Origin of the sequence: Streptomyces arenae (assembly GCF_022343545.1) — a bacterium.
In the GTDB taxonomy this organism is placed as follows: Bacteria; Actinomycetota; Actinomycetes; order Streptomycetales; family Streptomycetaceae; genus Streptomyces; species Streptomyces humi.
Genome location: NZ_JAKQYH010000070.1, coordinates 103,451 through 122,525, shown reverse-complemented (window position 1 = coordinate 122,525; position 19,075 = coordinate 103,451). Strand labels below are relative to the sequence as shown.

Below are 19,075 nucleotides of genomic sequence, written 5' to 3'. Positions count from 1 at the left end.
CAGGTCCACCGATCCCGTTCACCCCAAAGAAGAAACACCTGGTCAGGCGATACGTTCCAGCACGACGGGCGACGCCGTGAAGTCCGTACCGGCCGCCGCGATGCCGTACGAACCCTCGACCGCCTGGAGTGCGTACTCGAAGCGTTCCGGGGTGTCCGTGTGGAGGGTGAGCAGGGGCTGGCCGGCGGTGACGGTGTCGCCGGGCTTGGCGTGGAGTTCGACGCCCGCGCCCGCCTGCACCGGGTCCTCCTTGCGGGCGCGGCCGGCGCCGAGGCGCCATGCGGCGACGCCGATGCCGTAGGCGTCGAGGCGGGTCAGGACGCCCGACAACGGGGCCGTGATCACATGCTGCTCGCGCGCCACCGGCAGCGTCGCGTCCGGGTCGCCGCCCTGGGCCGCGATCATCCGGCGCCAGACGTCCATCGCCGAGCCGTCCGCCAGCGCCTTCGCCGGGTCGGCGTCATGGATGCCCGCCGCGTCCAGCATCTCCCGGGCCAGCGCGAGGGTCAGCTCGACCACGTCCGAGGGGCCGCCGCCGGCGAGCACCTCCACCGACTCGCGGACCTCCAGGGCGTTGCCCGCCGTGAGGCCGAGCGGGGTGGACATGTCGGTGAGGAGCGCGACCGTCTTCACGCCGTGGTCGGTGCCGAGGCCCACCATCGTCGAGGCCAGTTCGCGGGCGTCCTCGATGGTCTTCATGAAGGCGCCGGTGCCCACCTTCACGTCCAGGACCAGGGAGCCGGTGCCCTCGGCGATCTTCTTCGACATGATCGAGGAGGCGATCAGCGGGATCGCCTCGACCGTGCCGGTGACGTCACGCAGTGCGTAGAGCTTCTTGTCCGCGGGGGCCAGGCCGTCGCCCGCCGCGCAGATCACCGCGCCCGTCGAGTCCAGCACCGACAGCATCTCCTCGTTGGAGAGCAGGGCGCGCCAGCCGGGGATCGACTCCAGCTTGTCGAGGGTGCCGCCGGTGTGGCCGAGGCCGCGGCCGGAGAGCTGCGGGACGGCCGCGCCGCAGGCGGCGACGAGAGGCGCCAGGGGCAGCGTGATCTTGTCGCCGACACCGCCCGTGGAGTGCTTGTCGGCGGTCGGGCGGGACAGCGAGGAGAAGTCCATGCGCTCGCCGGAGGCGATCATCGCCGCGGTCCAGCGGGCGATCTCGCGGCGGTTCATGCCGTTGAGGAGGATGGCCATGGCGAGCGACGACATCTGCTCGTCGGCCACCTCGCCGCGCGTGTACGCGTCGATGACCCAGTCGATCTGCTCGTCGCCGAGCTCACCGCGGTCCCGCTTGGTGCGGATGACGGAGATGGCGTCCATGGCCATGACGTTCCCTTCGGAGCATTGCGAAGCGCACGGCCCCTCCGCGCGGACGGGCGGGGAGGGGCCGTACGGGATTACTTGGTGAGGTGGGCCGGGCCGAAGGCCTGGGGCAGCATCTCGGAGAGGGGCAGGACGCCCTGAGGGGTGTCCAGGAGGAGGTCCGGGCCGCCGAACTCGTAGAGCAGCTGGCGGCAGCGGCCGCACGGGACCAGGAGCCCGCCCGTGCCGTCCACGCACGTGAAGTGGGTGAGCCGGCCGCCGCCGGTGCGCTGGAGCTCGGAGACGAGGCCGCACTCCGCGCACAGCCCCAGGCCGTACGACGCGTTCTCCACGTTGCAGCCGGAGACCGTACGGCCGTCGTCCACCAGGGCCGCGACCCCGACCGGGAAGCCGGAGTACGGGGCGTAGGCGTGGGACATGGCCTCCCGCGCCTCGGCCCGCAGGGGTTCCCAGTCGAAGGCGGCGGTGGTCACTTGCCCTGTCCCTTCCGGTACGGCAGGCCGTCCGCCTTCGGCATCCGCAGGGACTGCGCGGACAGCGAGAGGACCAGCAGGGTCACGAGGTACGGGGTCGCGGTCACGAGCTGCCGCGGGACCTCGTTGGTGGAGGCGTACCAGACGAACATCAGGACCGAGACGACGATCGTGATGACGGCGGGGACGTACTTCCTGCGCCAGGCCTGGTAGGCCGCGCCGGCCACCAGCAGGGTGGCGATCAGCAGGATCAGCGCGTGGACGTTCACCGTGCCGCCGCGCAGGTTGAGGCTGTCGGTGTAGCCGAACAGGCCGGCGCCGAGGGCGAGGCCGCCCGGCATCCAGTTGCCGAAGATCATCGCCGCAAGACCGATGTAACCGCGGCCGGCCGTCTGGCCGTCCAGGTAGACGTTCGAGGCGACGATGGAGAGGAACGCGCCGCCCAGACCCGCGAAGCCACCGCTGATGATCACCGCGATGTACTTGTACTTGTAGACGTTGACGCCGAGGGACTCGGCCGCGACCGGGTTCTCGCCGCAGGACCGGAGGCGGAGGCCGAAGGCCGTGCGCCACAGGACCCACCAGGTGACCGGGACCAGGGCGACCGCGACGACCGTCAGCGGGGACAGGTCGGTCAGCAGACCGCCGACCAGGCCAGCGATGTCGGAGACCAGGAACCAATGCTTCCCGTTGAGCGTGTTCAGCCAGTCCGACAGGCCGGGGACGCTGAAGGTGCCCAGTGAGTCGATCGGCGGGGACTGCTTGGAGGAGCCGCCCTCCGCGTTCTCGAAGGTGAACTTCGAGAGGTAGCGGGTGGCGCCCAGGGCGAGGATGTTCAGGGCCACACCGGAGACGATGTGGTTGACGTTGAAGGTGACGGTGGCGACGGCGTGCAGCAGGGCGCCGAGCGCGCCGCCGAGGATGCCGAAGACGACGCCGACCCAGGGGCCCCACTGGTAGCCGGCCCAGGCGCCGAACCAGGTGCCGAGGATCATCATGCCTTCGAGGCCGATGTTGACGACGCCCGCGCGCTCGGCCCACAGACCGCCGAGGCCGGCGAGGCCGATCGGGACGGCGAGGCGCAGCGCGGTGGACATCTGGCCGGTCGAGGTGATGCCCTCGGCGCCGGTGATGAGGCGCACGGCCGAGGTGAGGACCAGTACGCCCGCGATGACCAGCAGGAGTACCGGGAGCGACATTCGGCGGCCGCCCTTGCCGGGCTGCTTCGCCTGCGGCTTGGCGATGGTCGCGGTGGACATCAGGCCGCCACCTCCTTCTTGGTGTTCTGGGCGGCGGCCGCGGCGAGCTCCGCGCCGACCTGGCGCTGCTGGCGGCGCAGGCCCCACTGGCGTACGGCTTCGTAGGAGATGACGACGGAGAAGACGATCAGGCCCTGCATGATCGTGGCGATCTCCTTCTCGTACGCCACCGGGGTGGCGTAGTCGAGGGCGGGCGAGGCCTTGTCGAGGAAGGCCCACAGGAGGGCGGCGAAGGCGATGCCGCCGGGGTTGTTCCGGCCGAGCAGGGCGATGCCGATGGCGGTGAAGCCGAGGCCGGCCGGGAAGTCCAGGCTGTAGGTGTGCGAGTCGCCGAGCAGCAGCGGAAGACCCGCGAGGCCGGAGACCGCGCCGGAGATCAGCATGGAGACCAGGACCATGCGCTTGGCGTCGACGCCGGAGGCCGCGGCGGCCGACTCGGAGGCGCCGGTGGCGCGCAGGTCGAAGCCGAAGCGGGTGCGGTTGAGGACCACCCAGTAGGCGATGCCGAGGGCGATGGCGACGAAGACCATGCCGTAGATCTCGCCGACGTCGGAGCCCAGGTCGATGCCGGGGAACCAGCCGGACTTCTTCATCACGCCGGTCGTCATGTTGTTGCCGACCTGGACGCCCCACACGTTCGAGAGGGTGATGTAGCCGATGAGGCTGGTGGCGATGGCGTTCAGCATGATCGTGGCGACGACCTCGCTGACTCCGCGGGTGACCTTGAGGACGCCCGCGATACCGGCCCAGAAGGCGCCGGTGAACATGGCGACCAGGAGCAGCATCGGGATCTGCAGCGCGGCGGGCAGGCCGATGTTGGCGCCGACCACGGCCGTCATCACGGCGGCGAGCCGGTACTGGCCGTCGACGCCGATGTTGAACAGGTTCATCCGGAAGCCGAGGGCGACCGCGATGGCCGCGATGTAGTACATCGCCGCCTGGTTGATGATCAGGACCTGGATGTCCGAGTACGGCAGCTGCTGGAGCATCAGCACGTACGGCTCGAACGGGTTGCGGTTCGAGGCCAGCAGCACGATCGACGTCAGCGCGATCGCCAGGACGAGCGCGATGACCGGGCCGGCCACCGCGAGGAGCACCCGCTCCTTGTCGAACTTCTTCATCGGTCCTGGTCCTCCCCGGACACACCGTCGGAATCGTGATGCTCCAGGTGGCCGGTGGCGGCACCTGTCATGGCCGAGCCCAGTTCCTCGGGCGTGATGGTGGCCGGGTCGGCGTCCGCGACCAGCTTTCCGTCGTAGATCACTCGCAGGGTGTCCGACAGGCCGATCAGCTCGTCGAGGTCGGCGGAGATCAGCAGCACGGCCAGGCCCTCGCGGCGGGCGTCCCGGATGCGGTCCCAGATCTGCGCCTGCGCGCCGACGTCCACACCGCGGGTGGGGTGGGCGGCGATCAGGAACTTCGGGCTGTGGCTCATCTCGCGGCCGACGATCAGCTTCTGCTGGTTGCCGCCGGAGAGGGAGGCGGCGGTGACGTCGATGCCGGGGGTGCGGACGTCGTACTCCTCGACGATCCGGCGGGTGTCGGCCTGGGCGCCCTTGATGTCCAGCCAGAAGCCCCGCGCGTTGGGCTTCTCGGTGACGTGGCCGAGGATGCGGTTCTCCCAGAGCGGGGACTCCAGGAGCAGACCCTGGCGGTGCCGGTCCTCGGGGATGTAGCCGACGCCGGACTCGCGGCGCTTGCGGGTGGCCCAGCCGGTGATGTCCTCGCCGAGGAACTCGATCGCGCCGGAGTCGGCGTGCCGGGTGCCGATGAGCGCGTCGATCAGCTCGGTCTGGCCGTTGCCCTCGACGCCGGCGATGCCCATGACCTCACCGGCGTGGATGGTGAAGGAGACGTCGTCCAGGACGCGCTTGGCGGCGCCGGGGGTGGTGGCCTCGGTGAGCACGTCGGCGCCCGCGGTGGCGCCGGCCGAGCCGACGGTCGCGGTCTCGGGCTGGGCGCCGACCTCGCCGAGGGAGGCGATGCCGCCGCCGGCGTGGACGGTGAGGTTCCGCACCGTGATGACGGCCTGGTCGGTGACCGTGGACTCGGCGGTCTCCGGGGTGGGCAGTTCGCTGCCGACCATCAGCTCGGCGAGCTGGCGCGGGGTGGTCTTCGACGGGATCGCCGTGCCCACCGTCGTACCGCGCCGGATGACGGTGATGTCGTCGGCGACGGACAGCACCTCGCCCAGCTTGTGGGAGATGAAGATGACCGACAGGCCCTCGGACTTCAGCTCGCGCAGGTTGTCGAAGAGCGCGTCGACCTCCTGCGGGACCAGGACGGCGGTGGGCTCGTCGAGGATCAGGGTCTTGGCGCCGCGGTAGAGGACCTTGAGGATCTCCACGCGCTGCCGGTCGGCGACACCGAGGTCCTCGACCAGGACGTCCGGGCGGATGCCGAGGCCGTACCGGTCGGAGATCTCGCGGATCTTCTTCCGGGCGTTGCCGCCGATGCCGTACAGCTTCTCGCTGCCGAGCACGACGTTCTCGAGGACGGTCAGGTTGTCGGCCAGCATGAAGTGCTGGTGGACCATGCCGATGCCGCGCGCGATGGCGTCGGCCGGGGACGAGAACGTGACCTGCTCGCCGTCGACCGCGATGGTGCCCTCGTCCGGCTTCTGCATGCCGTAGAGGATCTTCATCAGGGTGGACTTGCCGGCCCCGTTCTCCCCGACGAGGGCATGGACGGTGCCCTTGCGGACGGACAGGTGGATGTCGTGGTTCGCTACGACACCCGGGAATCGCTTGGTGATCCCCGCCAGCTCGACCGCGGCTGTCGTCTCTGCGGTGAGCGGAGGGCTGCTGGACGCGTCGATGGCGCACTCTCCTAGGGAAAGGGGCCGCTCTACGCGCGTAGCGCCCCTGCTTTAAATAGTGCCCGGACCTGACCGAGCTTTTTTGACTCTCGATCCGTTCCGAGCATTCTGCCGCGCGAACGGGATGCGTTCCCCGCCGTAGATCGTCCTGTGATGCCGGATCTACGGCAGGGGCACGGGAGGAAGATCCTGCCCGCACCCCGTTCCGTGGCCGTAACGCTGCCATTACAGCGTTCTTTTGGCCATGCTTACGGCGGGACCTGCCTTTCGGATCAGGTCGCCCGAGAGAGACTGTGGCTCTCGGCCGACCCGAGCGGGGTCTGGTGCGTGCAGCTGCAAGGCGGAGGAGGGAGTCGACGCGGAGCGTCGGCGACCGACGACAACGCCGCAGATGCGCGTGCCAGGGCCCGCGTTACCGGGCTGGTCCGAAAGGCAGGTCCCGAGACCATGACCGCTGGGTCAGGAGGTCTTGACCACGATCGAGCCGTCCTTGATGCCGGCCTCGGCCTTCTTGAGCGCGGCCTGGATGTCGGCGTTGTTCTTGAAGGCCGGGTTGGAGTCGGCGAGGCTCACACCGCCGGTGGCCAGGCTGGCACGGATCTCACCGGTCTCCGGCTTGCCGTCGTGGACGGACTTGGCCAGGTTGTACACCGCGCCGGCGACGTCCTTCATGGCCGAGGTGAGGATGTAGTCCTTGTACTTGGCCAGCGCGTCCTGCTTGTACTGGTCCGAGTCGACGCCGATCGCCCACACCTTGTGCGCGGCGGCGGACTGGATGACACCCTGGCCGGACAGACCGGCGGCGGCGTAGACGACGTCGGCACCGGCGTCGATCTGGCCGTCCGCGGCGGTCTTGCCCTTGTCCGGGCTGGAGAAGCCGCCCTCGGCCGCGGTCTCGGTCAGGTACTGCGACTTGACCTTGACGCCCTTCTTGGTGTCCGTGACGCCCTGCTCGAAGCCCGCCTCGAACTTGTGGATCAGCGGCACGTCCACACCGCCGACGAAGCCGACGGTGTTGGTCTTGGTGGCCTTGGCGGCGGCGACACCGGCCAGGTAGGACGCCTGCTCCTCGTGGAAGACGAGGTCGGCGACGTTGTCGGCCTTGATGGTGCTGTCGTCGATGATGCCGAAGGTGACCTTCGGGAACTTCTCCGCGACCTCCTTGACGGCCGGCGCGTACGAGTAGCCGACGCCGATCACCGGGTTGTAGCCGGCCTTGGCCAGGGTCTCCAGACGCTGGGCCTTGTCCGCGTCCGACTCACCGTCCTGCGGCTCGACGGCGGTGGACTTGTAGCCGTACTGCTGGTCGGCCTTGTCCATGCCGGAGGTCGCGGCGTCATTGAAGGACTGGTCGCCCTTGCCGCCGACGTCGTAGGCGAGGGCCAGACCGAGGTCCTTGCCCTTGCTGGCGGAGGACGAGGTGGAAGAGCTGCCACAGGCGGAAACAGTGGCGGCAAGGGCTGCGGTTGCAACGCCCGCAACCGCGATACGGGACACCCGGCGCATGGAACTTGACTCCTTTGTGCAAGCGCCCAAACCGAGCGCTGGTTCCGCCGCAGCGTAACGCGCGTAGACCAGACGGAAAACCCCCAATGTCCGGTCCGTTATCTAGCTGTGGCCACACTCACGGCCAAGGTTACGCACAGCAGTACGCCCCTTGCGGGAGGCAAGGGGCGTACGGACTGCAACGGCGCGCGGGCGGCCTTACCCGTGGGTAGGGCCGGTCACCCGGCCGGTCCGGCGGACGGCGTCACTTCGTGGCGACGGTCACCTTGCCGTCGATGATCTCCTGCTTGGCCTTGTCGACGGCCGCGACGACCTTGGTCAGGGCCTTGTACTTCGGGTTGGTGTCGGCGAAGCCGACGCCGCCGGTCTTGAGGGTGCCCTCGACGACACCGGTCTCCGGCTTGCCCTGGTAGACGGACTTCACGAGGTCGTAGACCGCGCCGCCGACGTTCTTCAGGGCGGAGCCCAGGATGTAGTCCTTGTACTTGGCGAGCGCGCTCTGGCTGTACTGGTCGGAGTCGACGCCGATGGCCCAGACCTTGGCGGTGGCGGCCGCCTCGATCACGCCCTGGCCGGAGAGACCGGCCGCGTGGTAGATGACGTCGGCGCCTGCGTCGATCTGGCCCTGCGCCGCGGCCTTGCCCTTGTCGGGGCTGGAGAAGCCGCCCTCCTGGGCCGTCTGGGTCAGGTACTGCGACTCGATCTTGATCTTCGGGTTGACGGACTTGGCGCCCTGGTCGAAGCCCGCCTCGAAGGTGTGGATGAGCGGTACGTCGACACCGCCGATGAAGCCGATGTGGTTCTTCTTGGTGGCGGACGCCGCGGCGACACCCGCGAGGTACGACGACTGCTCGGCCGCGAAGACCATGTCGACGACGTTGCTCGCCGTCACCTCGTTGTCGTCGATGATGCCGAAGGTGATCTTGGGGTACTTGCCCGCGACCTCCTTGACCGCGGGCGCGTAGGAGTAGCCGACCCCGATGATCGGGTTGTAACCGGCCCTGGCCAGCGTGTCGAGGCGCTGCACCTTGTCGGCGTCGGACTCGCCGTCCTGCGGCTCGATGTCCCGGCCGCTGATGCCGAACTCCTTCTCGGCCTTCTGGAAGCCCGCGTAGGCGGCGTCGTTGAAGGACTGGTCGCCCTTGCCGCCGATGTCGTACGCGAGGCCTATGCCCTTGCCGCTGTACTTGCCGGACGAGGTGGCGGAGGTGTCACCGCTGTCCTGGCTGGACTTGCCGCACCCGGCGGCCGCGAGGGCGATGACGGCGACGGTCACCGCGGCTTTGGAGAACCTGGTCCTCCGAGAGACAGAACGCACAGCACGTACCCCTTCGTCCCCACGGCACCGTCACCGGCCCGCTTGCCAACCGGCCACCTGCGGTGGCGATTTCGGCGCACAGTAACGCGCGTAGAAGCGGAGGGGAACGGGGTTTCTCCGGGCCGTTATCGAACCGTGCCGACTCCGGGTTACAAGGAGGGACCACCGGTTACGACGGGGTGACACAAGGGGGCGAAGAGGTGCCGATCGGGCACCTCTTCGCCCCCTGCGGTGAACCGGTGTCGGGACCGACGGCAAGGTGACCGTTTCTCCCGCCAGCTGATACGACTCCCGTCGATACGACTACCTGGTCGCGTCGATCAGGGCCGCGGCAGTGAACAGCTCCACGCCGACGGTGATGGCCCGCTCGTCCGCGTCGAAGTCACCCTGGTGCAGATCGCGCACGGTCCGCTCGCCCGGGGTCCGCACCCCGAGCCGCGCCAGCGCGCCCGGCACGTGCTCCAGGTACCAGGAGAAGTCCTCGCCGCCGAGGCTCTGCTCGGTCGTCTCGATGGAGTCGGAGCCGCTGCGGGCGATCATCGCGTCCCGCAGCAGTTCGGTGATCACCGGGTCGTTGACGACCGGCGGCACCCCGCGCACGTAGTTGATCTCGGACTTGGCCCGGTGCAGCGTGGCGACCTCCTCGACGGCGGCGTACACCACGTCCGGCGCCTGCCGCCAGGCCTCCAGGTCCAGGCAGCGCACGGTCCCGGACAGCTCGGCATGCTGCGGGATGACGTTGGGCGCGTGCCCGCACTCGATCCGCCCCCAGGTGACGGCGAGGCCGCTGCGGGTGTCCACGCGCCGCCCGATGAGCGCCGGCACGTCGACGGCGACCCGGGCGGCGGCGGTGACCAGGTCGGTGGTCAGGTGCGGCCGTGCGGTGTGCCCGCCGGGGCCGTCCAGCGCCACCTCGATCCGGTCGCAGGCGCTGGTGATGGGGCCGGTCCTGAGACCGATCCGCCCCGCGTCCACCCGGGGGTCGCAGTGCACGGCGATGATCCGCCCCACCCCGTCCAGCACCCCCTCCTGGATGGCGTCGGCGGCACCGCCGGGCAGCACCTCCTCGGCGGGCTGGAAGAGCAGCCGCACGGGCCGCGGCAGCCGCCCCTGCCGGTGCAGGTCGGCGAGGACCAGACCGGCGCCCAGCACCACTGTCGTATGCACGTCATGCCCACAGGCGTGCGCCCGGTCCGGCACGGTGGACCGGTACGGGGACTCCGTCTTCATGTCCGGGATGGGCAGCGCGTCGATGTCGGCGCGCATGGCGAGCACCGGCAGCCCGTCCCCGACCGGTCCGATGTCACAGAGGAGCCCGGTCCCCGACGCGAGGACCCGCGGTCGGAGCCCGGCCTTCTCCAGCCGCTCCTTGATCGCGGCCGTGGTGCGGAACTCCTGGTTGCCTAGCTCGGGGTGCATGTGCAGGTCGCGGCGGAAGGCGACGAGTTCGGCGTACAGCTCCTCGCTGAGCACGCCGGGCAGCACGTCCCCGGGGGAATCGGCCTCGGACTCTAGGGACATCAATTGGTTCACCCTCTGAAGGGTAGGACGCCCGAAGGGTCAACTGACCCGAGATCAACAAAAGTTCAGCCCCTTAGGGGAAGAAAATCTGACCGGGAAGGTATGACCTCGGACGTGGCTGGGTAACACGTATGTTTCCTCTTCCACGCATACCACGTTCGGCTACGATCACGCCGGTTCTGTCCACGGATCGAAACGGGACCGGACCGGTCCTTCGACTTGCCCACGCGGGGCCCCGCCCGCCCGGTAGCGTGCGCGACCGTGACGGACTCGGACACCCCCGACTTCATAGAGACCACCCGTACGTCCTACGACGCGATCGCCAAGGACTACTCCGCCGCCTACCCCGGCCTCCCGGACCGCCCCGTGGACATGTCCATGATTGGCGCGTTCGCCGAGCTGGTGAAGGCGAACGGCACCGCGCCGGTGGCCGACCTGGGCAGCGGCCCCGGCGACATCACCGCCCACGTGAACGGCCTGGGCGTGCCGGCCTTCGGCATCGACCTCTCGCCCGCGATGGTCACGCTGGCCCGCGAGGCCCACCCCGGAGTCCGCTTCCACCGGGGCTCGATGACCTCCCTGGACCTGCCGGACGGGACCCTGGGCGGCATCCTCGCCCTCTACTCGATCATCCACATCCCCGACGCCCACCTCCCGGCGACGTTCGCCGGCTTCCATCGCGTCCTGGTCCCCGGCGGCCATGTCCTGCTGGCCTTCCAGAAGGGCGAGCAGCCCGGACTGCACCTCACGGAACGCTTCGGCCACGAGATCGACCTCCGGTACCACTGGCGCCCCGCGTACGCGGTGGGCGACATGCTCGTGACGGCGGGCCTGGACGTGGCGGCGACCCTGATCCGCGAACCGGTGGAAGGGGAGACGTGGCCACGGGCGTTCGTCCTGGCCCGGAAGCCGAAGCAGATGTGAAGCAGGCGGGGCGGCAGAGGCGCGGGAGCAGCCGGGGCGCCGACGCAGCCGGGGCGGCCGGAGTGGCGGCCGGAGTGGACGAATCGGCCGAAATGGGATTTCCGGCCGATGATCCGGGCCGGTCGGGGGACTCGGGGGGCATGAGTTACGTGAACCCAGATCCGGAGCCCGAGCGTACGACCGGGCTGGAGCCCGGAGGCGGTGTCCCGCCCGGCGAGACCCCGCCCGCCGAGAGCAGCCTGCCAGGGGCGGGGCCCCAGGAGACACACAATCCGACCAAGGGCTGGGCCAAGGCTCCGCTGACCCTGATCCTGCTGCTCGTCGCACTCGTCGCGGCCTTCTTCCTGGTCTACGCCCTGGTCCTGATCCTTTGACCGGCGGGGTGCCGGCCCGGGGCCCGGGGGCGCCGGCTCAGGCCTGGGTGCGGCGCGCGCACTCGGTGACGACCTCCCGCAGGCTGCCGGTGCGCTCCAGCAGCCCGCGCTGCTCGTCGGCGCCGTTGCCGTGCCGCAGCAGCCGGTCGACGCCCTCCCGGACGGCGGGAAGATCACCGGTGTCGGTGAGGGCGTCCCCGAGATGCTCCAGCAGCGTGCCCACCACTTCCCGGGCCGGCCGGGGCCGCAGGGTGACGGGGTCGAGCAGTTCCCCGCCGAGCCCGGAGCGGGCGGCCCGCCAGGCGGCGAGCCGTACCAGGCTCACGCCGTGGCCGACCGGCTCCTGCCCGGCCCGCCACTCCCGCGCCGCGGTCTCCACCAGCGCCCGGGCGAGCGTGGCCACGAGGACGGCCGTCTCGGCCCGCAGGCAGACGTCGGAGACCCGGATCTCCACGGTCGGATAGCGCTGGGCCAGCCGGGCGTCGAAGTAGACCATCCCCTCGTCCAGGATGACGCCGGTGTCGACCATGTCCTGGACCAGGCGGTGGTAGCGCGCCGGGGAGCCGAACAGCTCCGTCGGCCCGGCGGACGGCCAGCGCATCCACACCCGGCTGCGGTAGCTGGCGTGCCCGGTGTCGCTGCCCTGCCAGAAGGGCGAGTTGGCGCTGATCGCGACGAGCACCGGCAGCCACGGCCGCAGCCGGTCCAGTACCGCCACCCCTTCCTCGTCCGACTCCACGGAGACGTGCACATGGCACCCGCACACCAACTGCTCGCGGGTGGAGATGCCGTACTGCTCGGCCATCCACTGGTAGCGCCGGCTGACGCTGACGGAGGGGCTGACCGGAAGCGGTGAGGTGGCGAGGGCGGCGACCGAGCTGCCGAGTTCCCCGGCCAGCCGGGCGGCCTCCTTGCGGCACCGGACGATCTCCTCCCCGAGGTCCGCCATGTCCGACTGCGGATGGGTGGCGAACTCCAGCATCTGGCCGTAGAGCTCCTTCTCGAACACGTCCTGCCCGGGATCGGCCAGCGAGGCCCGCGCCAGCACCGCCGCGGCCAGTGCCGTCGGCTCGCCGCTCTCCGGGTCGACGAGCAGCAGCTCTTCCTCCACACCGACGGTACGCACGCCCCTCAGCCCCTCCGTCCGTGCCGCGACCGGGCGCGGCAGATTTTTCGTAACCCCCGACTTCCCAGGCCGGCGCCCGCGACACCTGAGGGTGCGCGGGACGGCCGGGAGCGGGCGGGGCGGTCACAGGCTGCGGGCGGTGATGTCGCCGTAGGAGGTGGTGGCGGCGATGTTCAGGCCGGCGTCGGCGCCGTCGGCGTTCCTGAGGGCGTTGTCGATCCGGCCGTAGGCGGTGCCGGCGTCCAGGGTGGCGGAGACCCCGCGGGCCGCGCCGACCGCGATGTCACCGTGCTGGGTGTTCAGCGTGACGGTGCCGCGGACGGCCTCGGCGATGCTGATGTCACCCTTCAGGGTGCTGATCTCCGCGGCGCCGCCCAGCCGGCCGACCTGGATGTCACCGGCCTGGAGGGTGAGCCGGGCGGCACCGGTCTCGTCGAGTTTGACCGTGGCCTGCGCGGCCTCGAAGGTGACGTCGCCGAGCCGTCCCACGCCACGGAGTTCGGCGAGCGCGGCCTTCGCCTCGACGCGGGAGCCGGCGGGCAGCTGGACGGTCACCTCGACGGATCCGGAGTCGCCGAGGATCCGGCTTCCGGCCGCCGGGGCCTCGATCCGCAGGACACCGTCGGCCCAGGAGACCTGGATCCGCTCGGCCGCCTTCACGTCCCGGCTCCTGCCGGCGTCCGCGGGCCGGACCTCGACCGTGGTGTCGGCACGGTCCGCGGCGATGAACCGGATCTGCCCCGCGGGAATGTCCAGGACGGCGGAGACGGGGGCGGGGGTGTCGAACTTCTGCATCGTGTGCTCCTTGGACGGGTTGGACTCGCTGTTTCCGATGACACAAACGCTACGTTGCGTTTACGTTTCCAGCAACAACCAAGTTGCACTCCAACTCAATATTCCCAGCTCAAAGCCGAGATTTCATTGCAACGAGCTTGAATCTAACGCAACGAACACCCTTTGCCGCGTTGCAATGAATCAACAATGAACGCTATGCTGGGGCGTCACGCACCACGAGGGAGGCAGGCCCCATGCCGGGAGGCAGACTCACCCAGCAGGAACGTCAGCAGATCGCACTGGGGCTGGGCGACGGCCTCGCCTACGCGGAGATCGCCCGCCGGCTCGACCGTCCGACCTCGACCGTCACCCGCGAGGTCATGCGCAACGGCGGTCCCACCGGCTACCGCGCCGACCTGGCTCACCGCGCCACCGAACACCGCGCGCACCGCCGTCGGCCGACGACCGCCCCCCGGGCCCCGAAGGCGGCGGCCGACGGACGCGACACCGAGGTCGTGCGCGAGTACGAGGAGGCGTTCACCACCCTGCTCATGCAGCAGGGCCTGCCCAGGATGATGTCCCGGGTGCTGACCTGCCTCTACACCACGGACTCGGGCAGCTCGACCGCGTCGGAACTGGTCCAGCGCCTGGAGGTCAGCCCGGCGACCGTCTCCAAGGCGACCTCGTTCCTCGCGACCCAGGGCCTGATCCGCCGGGAACGCGACGAGGGCCGCCGCGAACGCTACGTCGTGGACGACGACGTCTGGTACACGGGCATGATCGCCGCCGCCCGGTCCAACACCCTGCTCGCCGAGACCGCACGGCAGGGCGTCGGCGTCCTCGGGCCCGACACCCCGGCCGCCGCCCGCCTGGAGAACATCGCCCGCTTCGTCGACTTCGTGGCCGAGAGCATGACCCGCGCCGCAGAACAGGCCCGCGACATCCTCTACACGAAACCCACCCCGCCCGACCCGGCCCCGGACAACTGACCTCGACCGAGGAAGTCACCGGCCCGGAAGCGGGCGCCCCCCACGCTCACTCTCCGGCGAACAGCTCCGCGGCATCCGTGACGCGCACGGCCCGCTGGGCCCAGACTTCCAGCTGGCCCAGGTCCGCACACGTGCTCACGCGCTCTCGGACGGCGTCGCTCACCGGGATTCCCCGCCACTCCAGAATGTGGAGAAGCATCTCGGCTTTGGCCTCGACGCGGCCTTCCTCGCGGCCTTCCTCACGTCCCTCCTCGCGCACCTGCTCCGCCAGCGGGTGCCGCCAGAAGTACTGGATCGCCGTCATCAGGTCCCTCCACATCTGCTTCGCCCGGGGATCGACCAGGCACGAGTCGACGAACTGCACGAACACCGCGGCGCTGTCGCGGTCAATGGTCTTCAAGGCGGCTGCGAGTGACTCCAGTATGGCCGCGGCCTGCGGGCCCCGTCCGTGCGTCATCGCCGAAAGCACCGCAAGGGGTACGTCCCGTTCGGCCTCCCGGGCGTCCGCGATCACCGGCACGTTGTCCGGTCCCAGCACCAGCGGTCGTACGATCAGCGACTCCCACCCGGGAAAGCCGAGCTTGATCGGCCGCGACGCCCACTTCGCCGTCGTCCTGCTCTGGGTGATCACGATCAGCACCGGCTCACACCGGTACTTCTCGTAGAGATACGACAGGTAGTAGGGCCAGCTGCCGCGTTTCCTCTCGTCCGGTTTCCCCTGCGATTCGACGACCAGGAGATACGTCCCCGCGTCCGTCTCCGCACGCAGTAACGTGTCCACCCGCCGCTCGACCGGTTCGATCTCCGTCAGGTCCACGTTCATCGCGGCGATCTCCCGGGGCTCAGGGAACGCCACCCCGAGAACCCGCTGCAACGCATGCGTCAGCAGCCCCGGATCCTTCTGGAAGATCCGGTGCATCGCCTCGTGCGACGACCCCACCATCACGCCACCCCCTACTCACACCACCAACGATCCCGGTGGCTTCGGAGACACGGGATCCGCGTCCCATGCCCCGATCCACACGACGCCCTCCGGGGACGCCGGACCCTGGTCGTCGTGCTCCGGCGGAGGCGAGGGCGGTGACTGCGTGGAAGTGGCCGGCTCACCCGCCTGCATGTTCGTGCGCGACTCGAAGGACCCGGCCGTGGGCGTTCTCGGCTTTTCGGTCGGGTCCTTCGTCGCTTCGTTGCCGGTCTCAGAGCCGACGGGGCGCGCCGCTGAGGCGGCGCCCGTCACGCCGGTGTGGTGGCCACCGTCGCCAGCCGGTGGACGTCCTTCGCCGTGCCCGTCACGCCCGAGAGGAAGCCCTGGGCTCGGGGGGAGGCGTTCGCCGTCAGCCAGGTCGGGTCGATGTCGCAGACGGCGACGCGGACGCCGGTGCCGGCCAGGGCGAGGGGGAGGGTGTGCACGACCGTCGAGGGGAAGCTCAGGATCGTACGGCCGATGGGGCCCCGGCGGGCGATCAGCTCCAGCGGCAGGTCCGGGCGGACTATCTCCAGGCCCGTCTCGGCGGCGAGGCGGTGGAGTTTGTCCGTGCTCTCGCGGCGGTGCGCGAAGTAGCGGGTGGCGCCGTGGGCCTTGGCGAGGGTCTGGACGGCCTCCAGGTACCGTTCGCCGTCGACCACGCCGGTCTCCACCAGGGACGTACCGACCATGTCGGCGCCCTTGGTGATGCGCGGCGGACCGAAGCGGGCCCGGGTCCAGCTGAAGTCGTTCGAGGTGACCGTCACGCCCTGCGGTGTGTCCGTCATCGGCATGGAGGAGAAGACCTCGACGCGGCGGCGGTCGCTGGGGGTGAGGCGGCGGCGGGCGGAGGAGGAGACCGGTGCGAAGAGGAGGTCCCGGGCGCCGGGCCTGCCGCCCTTGCGGTGCCAGCGGACCAGGCGTTCGCCGCGGGCCAGCTGGGCGACGAACTCCATCGTCGCGGTGCCGTCGTCGACCACGACCAGATCGCGGGCGCGGGTGATCGTCAGGAGGAGTTGTACGTAGCGGGAGAACGGGTCCCCCATCACGATGCGGTCGGCCCGGCGGAGCGAGCCCGCCAGGCCGCCGATCGTCTGGAACGGGGCGGTGGTGCCGCCGCGTGCCTCCTCCCAGCGGACCCGGTAGCCCTCGTCCCGGGCCAGGTCCGCCATCCGGCGCAGCTGGCCCCGGGTCATGGGGTCCGTCGGGGACAGGACGACGATCGTGAGTTCCGCGCCGGGTGCAGATATGCCCGACACCGAGCGCCGTACCTGGCCGGGTACGGTCGGCAGCGGCTCCGCCGACCCGCGCAGGGCGTGGACATGCGCCCACTCCAGCACGTTCAGCAGCTGCACCGGACTCTCGACGAACGCGAGGGTGTGGGGGCCGGGCTTCCCGGCGCGGGGGCTCATCGACGTACGACCGTCCCGTCGTCGTAACACATCAATCAGACTCGGCTCAGACCTGGACCGGCTCGCCGGCGGCCGCGGCGATCTCCGCCTCGGCGACGACACCGGGGACGCGGCGCAGCTTCTTCATCGGGCCGAGCTCGGAGTCGTAGACCTTCTTGACGCCGTCACCGAGGGACTCGGAGATGATGCGGATGTCGCGGACCAGGCGCGTGAGGCCCTGCGGCTCCACGGAGGCGGCCTGGTCGGAGCCCCACATGGCGCGGTCGAGGGTGATGTGGCGCTCGACGAAGGTGGCGCCGAGGGCGACGGCGGCGAGGGTGGTCTGCAGGCCGGTCTCGTGGCCGGAGTAGCCGATCGGCACGTTCGGGTACTCCTTCTCCAGCGTGTTGATCACGCGGAGGTTGAGCTCGTCGGCCTTCGCCGGGTAGGTGGAGGTGGCGTGGCACATGAGGATGTTGTCGCTGCCCAGGACCTCGACCGCGTGGCGGATCTGCTTCGGGGTGGACATGCCGGTGGAGAGGATGACGGAGCGGCCGGTGGCGCGCAGGGCCTTCAGGAGCTCGTCGTCGGTGAGGGACGCGGAGGCGACCTTGTGGGCCGGGACGTCGAACTTCTCCAGGAAGGCGACGGCCTCGGTGTCCCACGGGGAGGCGAACCAGTCGATGCCCCTGGTCCGGCAGTACGCGTCGATCTGGCGGTACTCGTCCTCACCGAACTCCACGCGGTGGCGGTAGTCGATGTAGGTCATGCGGCCCCAGGGGGTGTCGCGCTCGATGTCCCACTGGTCGCGCGGGGTGCAGATCTCCGGGGTGCGCTTCTGGAACTTGACGGCGTCACAGCCGGCCTCGGCGGCCACGTCGATCAGCTTGAAGGCGTTCTCCAGCTCACCGTTGTGGTTGATGCCGATCTCGCCGCAGATGTAGACGGGCTTGCCGGGGCCGACCTCACGGGAACCGAACTGGCGCAGACGGGAGTTGCTCATGACTGTGGGGTGTCCTTACTTCGGGAGGGAATCGAGAGAGGGGCCGAGGATCCAGCTGGCGATCTCTCGGATCGCGCCGTCACCGCCGGGGAGGCTGGTGACCGCGCGTGCGGCGCCGCGTACGACGTCGTGGGCGCTCGCGACCGCCACGGGCCAGCCGGCTACGGCGAAGCACGGGAGGTCATTGACGTCGTTTCCGACGTAGAGCACGCGCTCGGGAGCGATGCCCTGCTCCTCGCACCACTGCTTGAGTGCGAGGTCCTTGCGGTCGACGCCGTGCAGGACCGGGATCCGCAGTTTCCGGGCCCGGGCGGCGACGACCGGGTTCTGCTCCGTGGAGAGGATCAGCATCTTCAGCCCGCTCCTGCGCAGGGCGGCGATGCCCAGTCCGTCGCCGCGGTGCACGGAGACGAACTCCTTTCCGTCGGCGTCGATCAGCACCCGGTCGTCGGTCTGGGTGCCGTCGAAGTCCAGTACGACCGCGTCCACGTCGTCGGCGGTCGGCAGCGCGCCGGGGCGGTCCGCGTCGAAGAGCGGGGCCAGGGCGCGGGCGCGGGCGAGCTCGTGATGGTCGTCGATCTCCAGCACGCGCGCGGGGTCGGTCCGCACCAGCTCGGTGTGGCCGAAGAAGCGGTGCTGGTGCTCGCGGAAGCCGTCGGCGCGCATCGCGTAGGCGGCGCCGGTCTCCAGGAAGTCCTGGGGGCGGTCCTGGCGGCGCGGCCGGAACGACTTGTCGTGGTTGACGCCGAAGCCGCCGCTGGCCGCGGCCTCGCCGGCACCCGCCGGCACCGGGGCGTGCACCTCGTCGCGCCAGACGAAGCCGTGGAACGGGGCGACCGTCAGGGCCGTGTCGGCGCCGTTCTCGACGACCGCGCCGGCCACCCCGTCGATGTCCTCGCGGACAATGAAGGGGCTGGTGCACTGCACGAGCAGGACCACGTCGACGGGGGCGCCGTGCAGCGCCTCGTGGGCGTCCATGGCGTGCAGGACGGCGGCCTCGGAGGTGGCGGTGTCACCGGCGATGGCGGCGGGGCGCAGCACCACCTCGGCGCCGGCGGAGCGGGCGGCGGCGGCGATCGCCTGGTCGTCGGTGGAGACGACCACGTCGGTCACCAGGCGGGAGGCGACGCACTCGCGAACCGCGCGGGCGACCAGCGGGATGCCGCCGACCGGGGCGAGGTTCTTCGCGGGCACGCCCTTGGAGCCGCCGCGGGCGGGGATCACGGCGAGGACACGCGGCAGTGCGGGTCCTGCGGGGTGGGACATCGGCTCTGTTCCTTCAAGTCCGTCAGGCGCCGGCGACGCCTGGTTC

The 19,075-nt window shown here is 70.4% G+C and carries 17 protein-coding genes; 3 read left to right on the top strand and 14 right to left on the bottom strand.

Annotated features, from left to right (window positions below; all coding sequences use genetic code 11):
* Window positions 1–42 precede the first annotated feature (42 nt).
* From MB828_RS33535 to MB828_RS33500, 8 genes are all read right to left on the bottom strand, one after another.
* A complete protein-coding gene (locus MB828_RS33535) occupies window positions 43–1,326 on the bottom strand; it encodes a thymidine phosphorylase (RefSeq protein WP_301651468.1) in 1,284 nt (427 codons plus the stop codon).
* 71 nt (window positions 1,327–1,397) lie between these two features.
* Complete coding sequence (locus MB828_RS33530; protein WP_133025627.1) at window positions 1,398–1,796, bottom strand: cytidine deaminase; 399 nt, start codon at window positions 1,794–1,796, stop codon at window positions 1,398–1,400.
* Window positions 1,793–3,055 (bottom strand): ABC transporter permease, encoded by a 1,263-nt coding sequence (locus tag MB828_RS33525; RefSeq protein WP_301651467.1) that lies wholly within the window; start codon window positions 3,053–3,055, stop codon window positions 1,793–1,795. The genes MB828_RS33530 and MB828_RS33525 overlap by 4 nt, the downstream gene beginning before the upstream one ends.
* The gene (locus MB828_RS33520; RefSeq protein ID WP_046729801.1) at window positions 3,055–4,176 is read right to left on the bottom strand and encodes an ABC transporter permease; all 1,122 of its coding nucleotides are present in this window, start codon (window positions 4,174–4,176) and stop codon (window positions 3,055–3,057) included. Before MB828_RS33520 ends, MB828_RS33525 begins: the two co-directional genes overlap by 1 nt.
* Window positions 4,173–5,873 (bottom strand): ABC transporter ATP-binding protein, encoded by a 1,701-nt coding sequence (locus tag MB828_RS33515; RefSeq protein ID WP_343236225.1) that lies wholly within the window; start codon window positions 5,871–5,873, stop codon window positions 4,173–4,175. The genes MB828_RS33520 and MB828_RS33515 overlap by 4 nt, the downstream gene beginning before the upstream one ends.
* 459 nt (window positions 5,874–6,332) lie before the next feature.
* Window positions 6,333–7,379 carry a BMP family lipoprotein gene (locus MB828_RS33510; RefSeq protein WP_133025631.1) on the bottom strand — a complete coding sequence of 349 codons (1,047 nt, stop codon included), beginning with the start codon at window positions 7,377–7,379 and terminating at the stop codon, window positions 6,333–6,335.
* A 244-nt stretch (window positions 7,380–7,623) separates the two neighbouring features.
* Window positions 7,624–8,655, bottom strand: a complete 1,032-nt coding sequence (locus tag MB828_RS33505; RefSeq protein ID WP_301651537.1) for a BMP family lipoprotein — start codon at window positions 8,653–8,655, stop codon at window positions 7,624–7,626.
* Window positions 8,656–9,000: 345 nt separating this feature from the next.
* A complete protein-coding gene (locus tag MB828_RS33500; RefSeq protein WP_301651466.1) occupies window positions 9,001–10,218 on the bottom strand; it encodes a M20 family metallopeptidase in 1,218 nt (405 codons plus the stop codon).
* Between the two features lie 261 nt (window positions 10,219–10,479).
* Here MB828_RS33500 and MB828_RS33495 point away from each other — a divergent pair, with 261 nt between their 5' ends.
* Together MB828_RS33495 and MB828_RS33490 are read left to right on the top strand one after the other, a co-directional pair.
* On the top strand, window positions 10,480–11,142 hold the full coding sequence (locus MB828_RS33495; RefSeq protein ID WP_301651465.1) for a class I SAM-dependent DNA methyltransferase: 663 nt from the start codon (window positions 10,480–10,482) through the stop codon (window positions 11,140–11,142).
* 140 nt (window positions 11,143–11,282) lie between these two features.
* Window positions 11,283–11,516: a DUF6480 family protein gene (locus tag MB828_RS33490; RefSeq protein WP_133025635.1), complete on the top strand. Its 234-nt coding sequence runs from the start codon at window positions 11,283–11,285 to the stop codon at window positions 11,514–11,516.
* 37 nt (window positions 11,517–11,553) lie between these two features.
* On the opposite strand, the gene MB828_RS33485 is transcribed toward MB828_RS33490, so the two are convergent.
* Both MB828_RS33485 and MB828_RS33480 read right to left on the bottom strand, forming a co-directional pair.
* Complete coding sequence (locus tag MB828_RS33485; RefSeq protein WP_301651464.1) at window positions 11,554–12,642, bottom strand: glutamate--cysteine ligase 2; 1,089 nt, start codon at window positions 12,640–12,642, stop codon at window positions 11,554–11,556.
* A gap of 123 nt (window positions 12,643–12,765) precedes the next feature.
* Window positions 12,766–13,437: a DUF4097 family beta strand repeat-containing protein gene (locus MB828_RS33480; protein ID WP_301651463.1), complete on the bottom strand. Its 672-nt coding sequence runs from the start codon at window positions 13,435–13,437 to the stop codon at window positions 12,766–12,768.
* Between the two features lie 233 nt (window positions 13,438–13,670).
* Here MB828_RS33480 and MB828_RS33475 point away from each other — a divergent pair, with 233 nt between their 5' ends.
* A complete protein-coding gene (locus tag MB828_RS33475; protein WP_301651462.1) occupies window positions 13,671–14,405 on the top strand; it encodes a helix-turn-helix domain-containing protein in 735 nt (244 codons plus the stop codon).
* A gap of 46 nt (window positions 14,406–14,451) precedes the next feature.
* Here MB828_RS33475 and MB828_RS33470 read toward each other — a convergent pair whose 3' ends face one another.
* The 4 genes from MB828_RS33470 to MB828_RS33450 form a co-directional block, all read right to left on the bottom strand.
* Window positions 14,452–15,348 carry a hypothetical protein gene (locus MB828_RS33470; RefSeq protein ID WP_301651536.1) on the bottom strand — a complete coding sequence of 299 codons (897 nt, stop codon included), beginning with the start codon at window positions 15,346–15,348 and terminating at the stop codon, window positions 14,452–14,454.
* Between the two features lie 290 nt (window positions 15,349–15,638).
* Window positions 15,639–16,781 (bottom strand): hypothetical protein, encoded by a 1,143-nt coding sequence (locus tag MB828_RS33460; protein WP_301651461.1) that lies wholly within the window; start codon window positions 16,779–16,781, stop codon window positions 15,639–15,641.
* A 46-nt stretch (window positions 16,782–16,827) separates the two neighbouring features.
* Window positions 16,828–17,763, bottom strand: a complete 936-nt coding sequence (locus MB828_RS33455; protein WP_133025641.1) for an N-acetylneuraminate synthase family protein — start codon at window positions 17,761–17,763, stop codon at window positions 16,828–16,830.
* Window positions 17,764–17,778: 15 nt separating this feature from the next.
* The gene (locus MB828_RS33450) at window positions 17,779–19,029 is read right to left on the bottom strand and encodes an acylneuraminate cytidylyltransferase (RefSeq protein WP_301651460.1); all 1,251 of its coding nucleotides are present in this window, start codon (window positions 19,027–19,029) and stop codon (window positions 17,779–17,781) included.
* Between the last annotated feature and the right edge of the window lie 46 nt (window positions 19,030–19,075).